Consider the following 14,927-nt stretch of genomic DNA (forward strand, 5'->3'; position numbering starts at 1 on the left):
TTGGGTGTGTCGGTGGTTGATGGCGGCGGGGAAACGCCCGGTCCCATTCCGAACCCGGAAGCTAAGCCCGCCCGCGCTGATGGTACTGCACTCGGGAGGGTGTGGGAGAGTAGGTTACCGCCGACCCAACAACTATAAATAATTGAATACTGTTTGTGCGCCCCGTCGGGTGGGACCTGTTGTTGGTCCATACCCGGCGGGGCGCTTTTTCTATTCCCGCGCGGGGTGGGGTGCAGTGCGGGGCCGGTGGTGCACGCCCGGGCGCGTCGAGGGTTGCTGAGGGAAAACTAGCCCGTCTGTGTTGTATGAGGTTAGGTTTGCTTGTTTGATGAGCAACATGCTGAACCTGCTCAGGCGGTGATCGGGTCATGCGGGTAACTCTGGGGTGAGCCCCTGCTCTTCAGGTGTCCGAACATAAGACTTCAGAGGTGCTCTGAGCGGGGCATGGAGTCAGTTGCTTCTGATGGACGAGAGTTCTCCGCCCATATCCTTATCCCCACGGAAAGAAAAACTAGGAGTACTAGAGATGTGGCCAATAGTCCAAGCCCTATCGAGTGGGTTGCCCATAAAACGATTAGTGCTATCGCGAAAACTGATAGCACGGCTAGGGCACCGCTTTTAATCTTTTGCGCTGTATCCATAGTTTTATTATGGCGGTTGGCAATCTACTACTGAAGCGTCCTGGGTTTAGTTCCGCTTCTTTTACGGCCCTGTGTTGATGGGCTGGGTGAGATAGTACTCGGCTTCTACTTCCTTGTGGGGTGTCGTAGTCCAATGTTTCGTGAAGCCGCTTGGCGTTCCACCAATGCACCCATCGCTGGTGTTGTCCCTGTTCTGGGAAACGGCCTAGACCCAGCCATTGATCACAAGGAGGATCATCGTCCTGTGGCCAGTCACAATCGGGTTCCTTCGGCAATGCCGCCGTGCCCTGAAGTCACGCGGTCACCAAAATGTTTCTTCCGAAGTATCGAAGATTCAATTTTACTCGACACTCACCATCGCGTTACCCGATACTCACCACGGTGTTACAAAATGCACGCGCGCAACAGCCGCCAGACGTTCACGAGTTGGGAAGCCCGCGTGCCTACTCTGCGCCCGAAGAGAATGAGCCCATCGTGTACCCGAGGATTCCCGGGTTCTACTCTGCGGCCGCAGAGCGCAACCCGGGTGAACACCCGGGCAAAGAATTCGCGGTTATCCTCGACGCGTGATCGCTGGGCGCTGCAGCTGCCAACCGGATCCACACGTGCTGGCGCACCGCCCAACCCCGCGTGCAGCCAGCGGGGTGCTAGTTGACGAGATCTCCGTGACGAGGATGCGAGACCAGGGGGGACCGCGGATTCGTCACCCCCTTCTCGTCAAACACACACAGCGGCCATCAAACACACGGTCTTCTCGTCAAACACACGGAACCACGCCGTATCAGACAGACAACTCGCCGCCGAACCCGCACGAGAAGCTCAGAGCCCCGACGCGGCGCCGTCGCACCCGCGCGAAAAGAAGGACTGCGATATCCGCGGAGTGGGAAACCAGCCGATTTTCAAGAGCATGGATTGCACGCAACGTCCACTGGTGCGCTCTCACAATATTGGCAGTGTGGCAACGCACTGAATCGATTCAGACGTGATTTGTCTCGCACACGCCTTGCACCTTTTGTAGATTGACAATTGACAGTCAGTTAACAATGCGATTGTCGGAAGCCAGCACACATTCTCTACCAATTGGAGTTTTAAGCTATGTTGAATAAGCGTTTCGCGGCCAGCGTTGTTGCTGGCTGCATGATCACCGCCGGAATTGTCGCGCCTTCGGCCAATGCGGTATCCGTCAAGGTGAGCGGTGGCACTTGCCACTTCACCTTCACTGCTCAGGAGCAAGAGCGGTACATGATGCCAAGCTCAGACACAATCACGCCGCAGGAGGCGAAGAAGGCCATCAAGGAGACAAAGGCAGCGCAAGCGCAGGAGCGAAAAGCTATTGCGGAGCTGAAGAAGACCGATCCCGCCGCCGCGGCAGAGCGCGAGAAGTTGTTCAAGGTTGGGGTTGAGGCCTACGAGAAGACCTTCCTTCCAGCTTTTCAAAAGTGCGCGGGCAGCGGTAACTCCAATGCGCCGCAAAAGCCGAAACCCAAGCCGAAGCCAACGCCGGGGACTCCGGGCACCGATGGCGGTTCCAGCTCTCAGGACGGCGGTAAGCCCGGAGATGCCGAGGGAAAGAACGCGCTGAGCGATGAGGACGGCAAGCTCAACGGGGCGGGGATCGGAGTTGTCTCGGCCGGTGTGATCCTGTTAGTGCTGGGCGGCGTTGCAGCCGCGCTTCCTTCGCTGAAGCCGATGCTGCCCGCTGAGATTGCGGCGATGCTGCCGTAGTGAGGTTCGCTTCGCCTGGAGTAGGCGCTCAGTAGACGGCCGCGAGCTCGTGAGGGTTCGCGGCCTTTGGTGTGGCGGTGGCGTCGATAAGCACTTCGCCCCTGGCGGTGTCCGAGAGCAACAGACCCTATAATGAGTTGAACGCGAAAGAAAGGGCATTGATGTCGGAAAACGATAACCGGTCGTATAAGCGTGGTGGCCAGAATGGCCGTGGTGGCAAGCCGAAGCGTGGCCGCGATGACAAGCGTCGCGGTGGCCGCGGCGACAGGTTTGAGAAAAAGGTCCGGCATGATCGGTCGAACCCGTCACGGCAGGGGTTCCGCGAGGACCGGATGGCGCAGAAGATTTCCGAGCCGGATCTGCCGGATGGCATCGACATCAATGAGCTTGATCGTTCCGTGCTGCAGGACCTGCGCGTGCTGTCCAAGGACAACGCTAACCGCGTAGCGCAGCACATGGTGATGGCGATCGAGATGCTGGAGGACGACCCCAAGCTCGCGCTGCGCCACGCGCGTGCCGCGAAGAACCGCGCAGGCCGCGTGGGCGTGGTGCGCGAGACCAACGGAATCGTGGCCTACCACGCCGGTGAATGGAAGGAAGCGCTTTCCGAGCTGCGGGCGGCACGCCGCATGAGCGGCGGCCCCGGCCTGTTGGCCGTCATGGCAGACGCGGAGCGCGGCCTTGGCCGCCCCGAAAAGGCACTCGAGCTGGGGCGGACGCCGGAGGCTCGGCAGCTGGAGCCGGAAGACCGCGTCGAGCTGGCCATCGTGCTCGCAGGTGCGCGCCACGATCTTGGGCAGCACGACTCCGCACTGGCAACGCTGTCTCGCCTTGACCCGACGCTGCATCCTGAAACCTTCTCCGAGCTGCGTTTGGCCTACGCGTACGCAGATGCGCTGCTCTCCGTGCAGCGAGAGAACGAGGCCAAGGAGTGGTTCGCCGCTGTGGCCAAGGCAGACGAAGACGGCATCACGGATGCGGACGAGCGTGTCCGCGAGCTGAGCTAGAACGAGCGCGACGAGACATGGACGGAAACACGACGCTACAAGCGCAGCACGACGCGCTTCTGCTGGATCTGGACGGCACGGTCTGGGAGGGCGGCCGGGCGATCCCGCACGCCGTCGAAGCGATCAACGCCTCCGGGTGCAAGGCAATCTACATCACGAACAACGCCTCCCGTGCGGCGAGCAGGGTCGCAGCGATGCTGCAAGACATTGGGCTCAACGCCGCCGAGGCCGACGTCCTCACCTCGGCCCAGGCCGCGCTCGGGCTGGCGGAGGGCGTGCTCGAACCGGGGGATCCGGTCCTCGTGCTCGGCGCGCAGCCGTTCAAGGATCTCGTCCGTGATGCAGGGTACCAGGTCACGGATTCCGCCGACGACGCACCGAAGGCTGTGCTCCACGGGCATAACCCGGACACCGGGTGGGCGGAACTGTCCGAAGCCGCGCTGGCCATCCGCGCCGGCGCCGTCTACCTCGCGTCCAACATGGACACCACGCTGCCGATGGAGCGGGGCCTGATGGTGGGCAACGGATCGATGATCGCTGCGGTCACCTCAGCCACCGGCGTGACGCCACGGTCGGCGGGCAAGCCCGAGCCCGCGATGTTCCACCAGGCGGCCGAGCGCTTCGGGGCCAAGTCGCCGCTGGGCATCGGCGACCGCCTGGACACCGACCTAGCTGGCGGCGTCGCGGCGGGGATGCCCACGCTCCACGTGCTCACCGGCGTCTCCGGGCCGCTCGCGCTGCTCCAGGCCCCGCCGCAGCAGCGCCCGACGTACATCGGCGAAGATATGCGCGCGCTGGCGGCGGATCCCGCCACGCTGCAGCCCGGTGCGCAGGGCGGCTTCCAGGCGCGGATGGAGGGCGACGAGCTGGTCGTGGATGGGGGCGAGGAGGCGTCGACAAGCGTTCAGGCGCTGCGTACCGCCCTCGAGGTCGCCTGGGCGCAGCCCACCGGGCCGAGGAATGTGCGGGCGGCGTCCACGGAGGCCGAGGCCGCGCTGGCGAAGTGGTGGTAGCGTGCCCGCGCCGAAGCCACACGACCCGCGCACGACGCAGCACAGCCCCGCCGAAGTCACGCAGCGCGTGCAGGAGATTCTCGCCGAGCCCGTGCAATCGCTTGTCGACGAAGCGTCGCAGCTCACCCGCGCCCACGACGTCTTAAGCGACGCCCTACGCAACCAGTAGAAGGAGACTCAGACGTGGCACCTGGACGGAGGCGACTCGACGCCGAACTCGTCCGCCGCAAAATCGCGCGCTCGCGCGAGCAGGCGCAGACGTGGATCAAGGAAGGCAAAGTCATCGTCGGCGGCTTCCCCGCGACGAAGCCCGCCACCGTGGTGGAACCCGACGTTTCCATCAAGGTGGATGTGGCGGAGGAGGACGAGTGGGCGTCGCGAGGCGCGCACAAGCTCCTGTCCGCGCTGGAGGCGTTCGGACCGCAGGGGCTCGACGTGGCGGGCAAAGTGGCGCTCGACGCGGGCGCGTCGACCGGCGGCTTCACCGACGTGCTGCTCAAGCGCGGGGCGCGGGAAGTCATCGCCGTGGACGTGGGGTACGGGCAGTTGATCTGGCGGCTGCAGAATGACCCGCGCGTGCGGGTGCTGGACCGGACGAACATCCGCAACCTGACGCTCGAGCAGATCGGGCAACCCGCCGACCTCATGGTGGGCGATCTTTCCTTCATCTCCCTCAAGCTGGTGCTGCCCGCGATCGCGGCCTGCCTGGCGCCGGGGGCCGACCTGCTTCCCATGGTGAAACCGCAGTTCGAGGTGGGCAAGGACCGGCTCGGCCATGGCGGTGTCGTGCGCTCGAACGAGCTGCGCGCCGAGGTGACCGCGGACGTGGCCGCGTACGCGCAGTCGCTGGGGCTCAGCGTGAAAGGCGTCACCGCTTCTGGTCTTCCCGGCCCGAGCGGCAACGTAGAATACTTCCTATGGCTGGTCAAAGACGGCGGCGCCGGAGCACTGGATGCTGCGGCGCTGCGGGCCATGGTGGACACAGCAGTTGAGGAAGGACCGACACACACGTGACTGAGACCGCGCACCGGACAATCCTGCTCGTCCCGCACTACTACCGGCCCGAAAACATCTCTTCCGCTGCGGTCGCGGCGCGCCTGCTCACCGCCGCCGGCATCGGGGTTCGGCTGCTCACGTTGCGGGAGGACAGCCCCGTCGATGAGGACGCGATGCTGCGCGACTTGGACCACGTCCAGCCCGGGCCAGACGCCGCGAAAGGCTGTGAGCTTGTCCTCGTCCTCGGCGGCGACGGCACCTTCCTCCGCGCCGCGAGCTTCGCGCACGCGCAGGACATCCCAGTGCTGGGCATCAACCTGGGCCACGTCGGATTCCTCGCAGAGGGCGAGTCGGAGAGCCTCGAGGCGGTGATCCAGCACGTCATTGACAAGACCTACCGCGTCGAAGAGCGCATGACTATCGACGTCATGGTGCGCGACGCAGACGACAACGAGCTGGGGCGCAGCTGGGCGCTCAACGAGTGCAGCATCGAAAACGCGAACCGCACGCAGGTGCTCGACGCCACGTTGGAGATCGACTTCCGCCCCGTGTCCTCGTTTGGCTGCGACGGTGTGCTCATCTCCACCCCGACCGGCTCGACCGCGTACGCCTTCTCCGCGGGCGGTCCCGTCATGTGGCCTGCGCTGGACGCCATCCTCGTCGTGCCGAGCAACGCGCACGCGCTGTTTGCTAAGCCACTGGTGGTCTCGCCGCGGTCCACGGTTGCCGTCGAATCCGAACCGACGACGAGCGACGCCGTGGTAGTCATGGACGGCTTCCGCTCGATTGCAATGCCCCCGGGCTCGCGCGTGGAAGTGATCCGCGGCGCGCGCCCGGTACGGTGGGTGCGTATCGACGACCGCCCGTTCACCGACCGGCTGGTGAACAAGTTCCAGCTGCCGGTGTCTGGCTGGCGCGGCCCGCGCTACTCGTAGCCGCGGCTGCACGGGACGGATGTGAGGGAAGGGAGAAGCCATGCTGGCAGAGATTGCCATTAGCAACCTGGGCGTGATCTCGCACGCCTCTGCGGAACTGGCTCCGGGGCTCACGGTGCTCACCGGTGAGACCGGCGCCGGTAAGACCATGGTGGTCACCGGTCTGCGGCTCCTCACCGGAGGCCGCGCGGACGCGTCCCGCGTGCGCACCGGCGCCAAGGAGGCCGTGGTCGAGGGCGCGTTCAGCACCGACGGGCTTCCGGAGGACGTCCGCGTGCGCATCGCGGAGATCGCGGAGGGGGCCGGCGCGGCCGCCGACGAGAACGACGAGTACGTCGTCTCCCGCTCAGTCAAGGCGACCGGGCGGTCGAAGGCGCACCTCGGCGGCCGGACGGTGCCCGCGGCAACGCTGGGCGAGCTTTCCAATGAGCTGCTCACAATCCACGGGCAAAACGACCAGCTGCGCCTCATGTCGCCAGATCAGCAGCTCGCGGCGGTGGACCGGTTCGACCCGAAAATCGCCGGCAAGCTGGAGACCTACCGCACCGCGTACACGGCGTGGCGCAAGGCGGCGAGCGAACTCCGCGAGCGCACGGAGCGGCGACAGGAGCTCGCCCAGGAGCTGGACCGGCTGCAGTTCGCCATCTCGGAAATCGACGAGGTCGCCCCGCAAGACGGTGAGGATACGGACCTCGTTGACACCATTAACCGCCTCCAGGACGTCGACGCGCTGCGCGAGGCGTCGCACACCGCGCTCGTGGCCATCGACGGCGCCGAGGCGGCTGGCGGGTACGGCGACGACGAGGACGCTGCCTCCACACTGGTCGGCCGCGCGGCGACCGCGTTGGACGGCGCGAGTGACAAGGCGCTGCAGGAACTCGGCGCCAGGTTGCACGAGGTGGCGAGCATGCTTGGCGACGTCTCCGCGGAACTTGGCAGCTACGTCGCGGAGCTCCCGAGCGACCCGGACGAGCTTGAGCGGCTCCTCCAGCGCCAGCAGCAGCTCAAGGGGTTGACCAGGAAATACGCCCCCGACATTGCTGGCGTCCTGGCCTGGCGCGCGAAGGCCGCGAAGCGGCTGGAACGCATCGATACCTCCGACGAGGCCATCGAGCAGCTGAAGAAGCAGGTCACGGAGACGGAAGCGCAGATGCGCACCCGCGCCACCGCGTTGTCGAAAGCACGCGCCAAGGCCGCTACGGCGCTGGGCAAGGCCGTGACCGAAGAACTCCACGGCCTGGCGATGCCGAAGGCGCAGCTGACCGTATCCATTGACAGCACCGACTTCGGCCCGCGCGGCGCCGATGCGGCGGAGATTCGGCTTGCCCCGAACAGCGCGCTCGAGCCGAAGCCGCTGGCGACGAGCGCGTCCGGCGGTGAGCTCTCGCGCGTCATGCTCGCCCTCGAGGTGGTGCTGTCCGGCACCAGCGGGGGAGCGACGATGGTGTTCGACGAGGTCGACGCCGGCGTCGGCGGGCGCGCAGCGGTGGAAATCGGCCGCCGCCTTGCCCGGCTCGCCGCGCGCAACCAGGTCATCGTGGTCACCCACCTCCCGCAGGTCGCGGCCTACGCGGATACCCACCTGCACGTGGCAAAGGATGTCAGCGACGAGGCCGTCACCTCGGGCGTGCTGAGCCTGAGCTCCGCCGAGCGGATCGACGAGCTGGCCCGCATGATGGCCGGCCTGGACGACTCCGATACCGGCAAAGCCCACGCGAAGGAGCTGTTCGCACGGGCGCAGCGCGAAGTGGAGGAATTGCGCCAGTAGCGCTCCCGCGCGCCTACCAGGTTCGGGCAGGTCACGCGTGCACAATATGACGCATGACTGTTGCTTCCCGGAACTCCGAATCCGCGCAGCCCGCGCTGACGGGCACGTTGCGTGACTGCAGGCCGAAAGGCAAGGGGCCGTCCCGCATGAGCGAGGGCGACATCGCGCTGGTTGATTCGGCGGACATGACTCGCCGCCAGGCTGAGGCGCTGCTTGCGCACCGGCCGAGCGCCGTGATCAACCTGTCCCGCTTTTCCACCGGCGCCATGCCCAACTACGGCCCGCATTTGCTTCTCGACGCCAACGTCACCCTCCTCGAAGCAACCGGAGGCGACGGCGCCCTGCGCGACGGCAAGAAGGTCCGCCTCGGCGAGGACGGCAGCATCACCGTGGGCAAGAAGCCCGCGGGGACCGCAGTGCCTGTGACGCGCGGCGACCTCGACGCCACGTTCGCCGAGGCGCAGCGCAACCTGGTCGAGCAGATGGAGGCCTACTTTGGCAACACCATCGAGTTCGTGCACGCGGAAGCCCCGTTGCTCATCGACGGCCTCGGCGCCCCGGACCTTGGCGAGTCCATGGCGGAGCGAAAGGTCGTGGTGGTGTCGCCCTGCCCGGACCTCCGCGATCGGCTGAAGGGGATCAAGAATTTCATGTCCGAGTTCACCCCGGTGATCGTGGGCGTTGGTCAGGCGTCGGACGTCCTCGTGGAGCTCGGTTTCGAACCTGACTACATTGTCGGAGATCCGACTGACGTGGCGTCGGAAAGCTTGCGCAGCGGCGCGCGCGTCATCCTCCCCGCCGAGCCGGACGGTTTTGCTCCGGGGCTGGAGCGCATCCAGGATCTGGGAGTGGGGGCGATGACCTTTCCGGCGGCGACGGAATCCCCGACGGACCTGGCGATCCTGTTGGCGGTGTTCCACGACGCGGAGATGATCGTGACCGTTGGTCAGGGCGTGGAGCTTGACCAGATTTTCGCTGCGCCCGAGTCGACGCCGCCCGAGGCGCTGCTCACCCGCATGAAGGCGGGACGCAAGCTGGTTGATTCCACGGTGGTGGAGCAGCTGTACGCGGTGCCGTCGAGTGGCGGGGTCGCGTGGGCGTGGGCGATCCTGGGGATCCTGGTGGCGATCGCGACCATCGTCCTCGTCGTCGGCCTGTATGGGCCGGGGGACTTCTCTGACAACCTGGTCAATACCTGGAACAGCATTGCGCTGTCCTTCCAGGACCTGATCGACCGCCTGACCAAGTAAAGGAGCCTGAACATGTCTGATGGAGGACGCACAAGCGGGCTCGTGGTGACCGGCCTGGGGTGGGGCATTGCGCTCGGCGTGGCCGCCGGCGCGCTGCTCATCGCGCCCGCGATGCATAACGACGGCCAGCCGCTTGGCCAGGACAACTCCGCGACCTCGAAGGAGGCGCAGCGCGCGGAGGCGTACGCCGATAACTCGGATACGCTGCTCGGTGAGCAGTCGGCGGCAATTGTGAAAGACGCGCTGAAAGATAAGCACGTGACGGTGATCCGCACCGAGGGCGCCTCCGATGAGGACGTGAAGGCGGTGCGCTGGCTGCTGGGAAAGGCGGGCGCCAAGGATTCCGGCGAGCTTGAGTTGGCATCAAAGTTCACGGATCAGGACTCGGCGGACGCGCTGTCGTCACTGATCGCAAACACCCTGCCCGCCGGGGCACAGCTGTCGGTGGAAGATCGACGGCCAGGCGTCCACGCCGGTGAATCGCTGTCCGCGGCACTGTTGGTTGATGCGGAGACGGGGGAGCCGCTCGCGCCCGCGGGCGACCGGCAGTTCGTCCTCGATGCGCTCAAGCAGGCGGGGTTTGTGCACTACAGCGGCGACCTTGTGCCCGCTGACGCGATCGTGATCGTGACCGGGGCCGCCGGAGACGACACCGATGAGGAAGGCGGCGCGGGCGCAGGCAAGGGCGCCCCGGACGAATTCGGCCAACAGCTGCTTGCAGACTTCGCCGACGCACTGGGCAAGACTGAGCCGACCGTGTTAGGCGTGCGCGAAATTGACGCGTGGCACGCACCGGAGCTCCAGCACGCGACCTTTGTGCAGGCCGTGGAGACGGAGGCGGGCCGCATCCGCGCGACGCTTGGTGCGGCAGGCTCGGCAACGTCCTAGGCTTACACCTATGGCTGAACAGATGGAACACACTTCGCCGCACGCGCACGAGTTCACGGTCGTTGACTCGGAACTGCTGCAGGAATCGCCCATCTTGGCGATGCGCCGAGACACGGTCACGATGCCCGGCGGGGCGCAGGCGTCGCGCGAGATCGTCGAGCACTTCGGCGCAGTCGCCGTCGTTGCGCTGAACGATCGCAACGAGGTGGCCGTGGTGAAGCAGTACCGGCACGCTGTGCGCCACCGCCTGCTCGAGCTCCCCGCCGGGCTGCTCGACGTCGCCGGTGAGGACGAGCTGACCGGCGCCAAGCGCGAGCTTGTCGAGGAAGCCCGGCTCGAGGCCGCCAACTGGTCAGTGCTTGTGGACCTGGTGACCTCGCCCGGCTTCGCCGAAGAGGCCGTCCGGGTCTTCCTCGCCCGCGAGCTCCGCGAGGTCCCTCGCCCGCCCGCCGAGGAGGAAGAGGCGGATATGACGTTGACCTGGATGCCGCTGGAACAAGCGCGCGAGGCGGTGCTTCGCGGTGAGATCGTCAACTCCATCGCGATCGCGGGCGTGCTCGCAGCAAGCGAGGTGCAAGCCGGTCGCGCGACACCGCGCAGCACCGACGCACCGTTCGAGCTGCGCCCGACCTCGCTGGCAAAGCGCCGCGTCGCCGCAGGGATCACCCCGGACATGAAGCGCATCTAGTGCAGGCTCGCACCCTCGCCGAGCGCTGGTTGACCCACCTCATCGTCGAGCGCGGCGTGTCCACGCACACGGAGAGCAATTATCGACGCGACGTCAACCGCTACCTCACCTGGCTGGAGCGCGCCGGCATCACCGATCTCGCTGCAGTCAGCGCGCTGGACGTCGAGGCGTACGTGGCCGACCTCCGCCGCGGCGTCGACGGGACGAAGCCGCTGGCCACCTCCTCGGTAGCGCGGGCCCTGGTCGTGGCTCGGGGGCTGCACAAGTTCGGCGTGGCGGAGGGGGTCCTGCCGCGCGACGTGGCCGCCGAGGTGGCCCCGCCGCAGCAGGGCGAGCAGCTGCCGGACACGCTTTCTGTCGCGGAGGTCGAGTCGCTGCTTGACTCGTGCGCGGGCGATACCCCGGTTGGCGTGCGCGATCGCGCGTTGCTGGAGCTGCTCTACGCCACGGGCGCCCGCGTCTCCGAGGTGCTTGCACTCAACGTCGACGACGCGTCCGAGCTCGAGCCCGGCGCAGGGGTTCTCACCGTCACCGGCAAGGGCAATAAGCAGCGGCTGGTGCCGGTGGGCAGTCACGCGCAGGACGCGCTGCAGGCATACCTTGTGCGGGTGCGCCCGTCGTTTGCCACCGGAAAGTCTCACGCCCTGTTCCTGAACACCCGCGGCGGAGCTCTGTCGCGCCAAAGCGCGTGGACGGCGATCAAGCAGGCCGCCGAGCGGGCGGGCTTGCACAAAGACATCTCCCCGCACACGCTGCGCCACTCGTTTGCCACGCACCTCCTCGAGGGAGGGGCGGACGTGCGGACGGTGCAGGAGCTGCTGGGACACGCGTCGGTGACCACGACGCAGATTTACACCCACGTCACGGCGGAGAATCTGCGCGAGGTGTGGCGGCAGGCCCATCCGCGTGCGTGAGTCGGGGGCGGATCTCACCGTTGCCTGTGGATGCAGTGGCAGTGATTGCCAGCATAACCGTGTAGATTGAGCGTTTTGCACGATACTCAAGGAGGTCCACGACCCGTGAATCTAGCTCGCCGTACATTTGCCGCGTGTGGCGTCGCCACGCTCTGCGCCGTTGGTGCGCCGCTCGCGTCAGCGCAGCTTCCCGAGGGCATCGACCCTGCGGAGGTGCAATCGATGATCCCGTCCGAGGTCACTGTCCGCGCCGGCGAGACCACCACCGTGGACCTCGGCGTGCCCGTGGATGCGAATTACTCCGGCGGCGGATGGACCGTCACTTCCAACGGCACTCAGGTCTCGGTCACCGCACCCGATGACCCTGGCGCCACTGCGAGCGTGCCCGCCAGCTCTGGAGGGATGAACGCGACCGTCAATCTGGTCGCCGTGGGCGATGACGAGGAAGCAATTGCCGACGACGCGTCGTCGGCAGGCGGCGCAGCCAGCGCCGGCGATGATGCTTCCGGCAGCGAAGGCGGCAGCGGTGCGCGCGAGTCTGGCGGGGCCAGCGGGTCCCGCGAGGATGGGGACCCTGAAAGCGCTGGGGATGCTGGTGATGCTAGGGATCCAGAGGACTCAGGGGATTCAGTGGGCAGCGCCGGTAGCGAGCACAGCAGCAGCGGCAGCGGTAGTGGCAAGTCCGGCGGCGCGGCCGGCAGCGTGTCCCACCCGGACCGCACGAAGGCGGAGGAGGTGGACACTTCGGGCGCCAAGCGCTTCGAGTTCGACGGCGAGATTGACGGCAACACGCTCGTGGTGAAGGTGCCGTTGTCGCGCGCTGCGGACCTGATGAAGTACACTAAGACCGATACCGAGGGCGCAACGCTGCGCTACCTGGACGTCAACGGCCAGGTGATCAAGGGGGTCAAGCGCGACGTCGACGTGGCGAAGCGCACGCTGACCCTGACGTATCCGGAAGGCGAGACACCGGACAACCCGTTCATTATGGAGGTAGTGCGGGACGGCAAGGCCGAGTTCGTCGCCGTGATCACCGCGACCAATGCGCCCACGGAAGAGGCGAGCGGGGACGCGGAGAATCCGTATGGGGAGGCGTCGGCAAGCGATCAAGGCCCCAACACTGACTCGAACGGTGGCGGCTCGATTGTTCCGCTGATTATCGGCGGGGTTGCGCTGCTGGCGGCGATTGCGTTGATCATTGTCTTCTTTGTACGGCGGCGCGCGCGGGCCTAAACGGCGAAACAACAGTGTTGTAAGATGGGCGCGTCAAGCGTTACGGCGTGACGGGCTCGATTGGCGCAGAGACGGTGCCAGGCGACGGAAAGGCACGGAGAGGACCGACAATGGCAGACGACGCACTGTTCGACGCTTCCGAGGAGAAGACCTTCCTCACGGGGCGTCCGTTCCGCGAGTTTGCGGACCCGGCTCCGCTGGATAAGCACGGCCCGGCCACAGTGCTGTCCATGGTCAACCAGAAGGGTGGCGTGGGCAAGACGACCTCCACCATCAACCTGGGTGCGTGCCTGGCGGAACAGGGGCGCAAGGTGCTGCTGGTGGACCTGGACCCGCAGGGCGCTCTGTCCGCAGGGCTCGGGGTGTCGCACGATGAGGAGCAGGTCACCGTCTACGACCTGCTCTTTGACAACACCACGAGCATCCACGGCGCCATTCGCCATTCCAACGTCAGCGGGCTCGATCTCGTGCCGGCAAACATCGACCTCTCGGCCGCAGAAATCCAGCTGGTCAATGAGGTGGGGCGCGAGCACACGCTCGCGCGGGCGCTGCGCCCGGTGCGCAACGAGTACGACATCATCATCATTGACTGCGGCCCCTCCCTTGGCCTGCTCACGGTCAACGCCCTGGCCTGCTCGCAGGGGGTCATCATTCCGATGGAATGCGAGTACTTCTCGCTGCGCGGACTGGCCCTGCTGACGGACACGGTGGAGAAGGTGCGCGACCGCATCAACTTCGACCTGGACATCGTGGGCATCCTGGTCACCATGTTTGACCGGCGCACGACGCACGCCCGTGAGGTGATGGATCGCGTCGTGGAGGTCTTCGGTGACCGCGTCTTTGACACCGTGATTACGCGGACCGTCCGGTTCCCGGAGACCTCGGTCGCCGGTGAGCCGATCATCACGTGGGCGCCGCGCTCACAGGGGGCGGAGCAGTACCGCAACCTGGCCAAAGAGCTGTTGGAGCGCACCGAAACCAGGACCTCGTAGGTCGGCGTGAGCGACCCGCACACCGGGGCAGAGGGGCGCGACGGAGCGCAAGGGCGTGGGCAGGCGGGCGAGCAGCCCGAGATCACCGGGTTCCGCCTCGTGCTCAACAACTTTGAGGGCCCCTTCGACCTGCTGCTCAACCTGATTAGCTCGAAGAAGCTGGACGTCACCGAGGTGGCGCTTGCAGAGGTGACTGATGAGTTCATCGCGTACACGCGGGCGCTTGGGGAGACCGCTGACCTGGACGAGATCACGGAGTTCATCCTCGTCGCGGCCACGCTCCTGGACCTCAAAGCGGCGCGCCTGGTGCCGCGTGGCGACGCCGACGAGATCGAAGACCTCGAACTGCTGGAGTCGCGCGACCTCCTCTTCGCCCGCCTGCTGCAGTACCGGGCGTACCAGCAAGTGGCCGACCAGTTTGCGCAGTGGCAGAAGCATGCCAGGCGCAGGTACCCGCGCGCGGTGTCGATGGAGCCACAGTTCGTGGACCTGCTGCCGCCCGTGCGCCTGGGACATACCCCGGCCAGTTTTGCGGAGCTTGCCGCCAGCGTCTTCCGGCCGAAGCCACCCGAGGAGGTCGGCGTTGACCACCTGCACGCCGTGCAGGTCTCCGTGCCGGAGCAGGCCGGGCGGATTCTGGAAACGCTGAAGCTGGTCGGGGCGACGCAGTGGCTTTCTTTCGCGTCGCTGACCAAGGATTGCGCGCTGTCCATGGAGATCGTCGGCCGGTTCCTCGCGCTGCTCGAGCTGTACAAGGCGCGCGCCGTGGAGACGAAGCAGGAGGAGGCGCTGGGGCCGCTGGAGGTGTCGTGGACCGGGCTCGACGTGGACCCCGCGGTGGTCGCGGCAAGCAACTGGAGCTAGTCGGTGCTAGGTA

At 66.2% G+C, this 14,927-nt stretch carries 14 protein-coding genes and 1 rRNA gene; all 15 read left to right on the top strand.

Features of this window, described 5'->3' with window-relative positions:
* Positions 1-8: 8 nt before the first annotated feature.
* Positions 9-126 (top strand): 5S ribosomal RNA (gene rrf / locus CKJ82_RS00005).
* Between the two features lie 1,610 nt (positions 127-1,736).
* Positions 1,737-2,366: a hypothetical protein gene (locus CKJ82_RS00015; protein WP_095536540.1), complete on the top strand. Its 630-nt coding sequence runs from the start codon at positions 1,737-1,739 to the stop codon at positions 2,364-2,366.
* Positions 2,367-2,527: 161 nt separating this feature from the next.
* Positions 2,528-3,373 (top strand): hypothetical protein, encoded by an 846-nt coding sequence (locus CKJ82_RS00020; protein ID WP_415528389.1) that lies wholly within the window; start codon positions 2,528-2,530, stop codon positions 3,371-3,373.
* 17 nt (positions 3,374-3,390) lie between these two features.
* Entirely contained in the window at positions 3,391-4,386 is a 996-nt protein-coding gene (locus CKJ82_RS00025; RefSeq protein ID WP_095536541.1) for an HAD-IIA family hydrolase, read from the top strand.
* 1 nt (position 4,387) lies between these two features.
* Positions 4,388-4,555 (top strand): hypothetical protein, encoded by a 168-nt coding sequence (locus tag CKJ82_RS11570; protein ID WP_233125703.1) that lies wholly within the window; start codon positions 4,388-4,390, stop codon positions 4,553-4,555.
* 14 nt (positions 4,556-4,569) lie between these two features.
* A complete protein-coding gene (locus tag CKJ82_RS00030) occupies positions 4,570-5,400 on the top strand; it encodes a TlyA family RNA methyltransferase (protein WP_095536542.1) in 831 nt (276 codons plus the stop codon).
* Positions 5,397-6,317 carry an NAD kinase gene (locus tag CKJ82_RS00035; protein ID WP_095536543.1) on the top strand — a complete coding sequence of 307 codons (921 nt, stop codon included), beginning with the start codon at positions 5,397-5,399 and terminating at the stop codon, positions 6,315-6,317. The genes CKJ82_RS00030 and CKJ82_RS00035 overlap by 4 nt, the downstream gene beginning before the upstream one ends.
* A gap of 40 nt (positions 6,318-6,357) precedes the next feature.
* Positions 6,358-8,085: a DNA repair protein RecN gene (recN, locus tag CKJ82_RS00040; protein WP_095536544.1), complete on the top strand. Its 1,728-nt coding sequence runs from the start codon at positions 6,358-6,360 to the stop codon at positions 8,083-8,085.
* Positions 8,086-8,138: 53 nt separating this feature from the next.
* Entirely contained in the window at positions 8,139-9,335 is a 1,197-nt protein-coding gene (steA, locus tag CKJ82_RS00045) for a putative cytokinetic ring protein SteA (RefSeq protein ID WP_095536545.1), read from the top strand.
* Positions 9,336-9,347: 12 nt separating this feature from the next.
* On the top strand, positions 9,348-10,223 hold the full coding sequence (locus CKJ82_RS00050) for a copper transporter (RefSeq protein WP_095536546.1): 876 nt from the start codon (positions 9,348-9,350) through the stop codon (positions 10,221-10,223).
* Between the two features lie 10 nt (positions 10,224-10,233).
* Positions 10,234-10,911, top strand: a complete 678-nt coding sequence (locus tag CKJ82_RS00055) for an NUDIX domain-containing protein (protein ID WP_276291259.1) — start codon at positions 10,234-10,236, stop codon at positions 10,909-10,911.
* Positions 10,911-11,825 carry a site-specific tyrosine recombinase XerD gene (gene xerD / locus CKJ82_RS00060; protein ID WP_095536548.1) on the top strand — a complete coding sequence of 305 codons (915 nt, stop codon included), beginning with the start codon at positions 10,911-10,913 and terminating at the stop codon, positions 11,823-11,825. The genes CKJ82_RS00055 and xerD overlap by 1 nt, the downstream gene beginning before the upstream one ends.
* A 105-nt stretch (positions 11,826-11,930) precedes the next feature.
* Positions 11,931-13,058, top strand: coding sequence for a hypothetical protein (locus CKJ82_RS00065; protein WP_133063984.1), 1,128 nt, complete (start codon positions 11,931-11,933; stop codon positions 13,056-13,058).
* A 110-nt stretch (positions 13,059-13,168) separates the two neighbouring features.
* On the top strand, positions 13,169-14,050 hold the full coding sequence (locus CKJ82_RS00070) for a ParA family protein (protein WP_095276720.1): 882 nt from the start codon (positions 13,169-13,171) through the stop codon (positions 14,048-14,050).
* A gap of 81 nt (positions 14,051-14,131) precedes the next feature.
* Positions 14,132-14,914 (top strand): segregation and condensation protein A, encoded by a 783-nt coding sequence (locus CKJ82_RS00075; RefSeq protein ID WP_233125709.1) that lies wholly within the window; start codon positions 14,132-14,134, stop codon positions 14,912-14,914.
* Positions 14,915-14,927: the final 13 nt, after the last annotated feature.

Origin of the sequence: Corynebacterium gottingense (genome assembly GCF_002285125.1) — a bacterium.
Lineage (GTDB): Bacteria > Actinomycetota > Actinomycetes > Mycobacteriales > Mycobacteriaceae > Corynebacterium > Corynebacterium gottingense.

Bases quoted from the DNA above. Each gene is read 5' to 3' on its own strand.
- CKJ82_RS00015 (WP_095536540.1), top strand. From the start codon at position 1,737: ATGTTGAATAAGCGTTTCGCGGCCAGCGTTGTTGCTGGCTGCATGATC.
- CKJ82_RS00020 (WP_415528389.1), top strand. From the start codon at position 2,528: ATGTCGGAAAACGATAACCGGTCGTATAAGCGTGGTGGCCAGAATGGC.
- CKJ82_RS00025 (WP_095536541.1), top strand. From the start codon at position 3,391: ATGGACGGAAACACGACGCTACAAGCGCAGCACGACGCGCTTCTGCTG.
- recN (WP_095536544.1), top strand. From the start codon at position 6,358: ATGCTGGCAGAGATTGCCATTAGCAACCTGGGCGTGATCTCGCACGCC.
- steA (WP_095536545.1), top strand. From the start codon at position 8,139: ATGACTGTTGCTTCCCGGAACTCCGAATCCGCGCAGCCCGCGCTGACG.
- CKJ82_RS00050 (WP_095536546.1), top strand. From the start codon at position 9,348: ATGTCTGATGGAGGACGCACAAGCGGGCTCGTGGTGACCGGCCTGGGG.
- CKJ82_RS00055 (WP_276291259.1), top strand. From the start codon at position 10,234: ATGGCTGAACAGATGGAACACACTTCGCCGCACGCGCACGAGTTCACG.
- CKJ82_RS00070 (WP_095276720.1), top strand. From the start codon at position 13,169: ATGGCAGACGACGCACTGTTCGACGCTTCCGAGGAGAAGACCTTCCTC.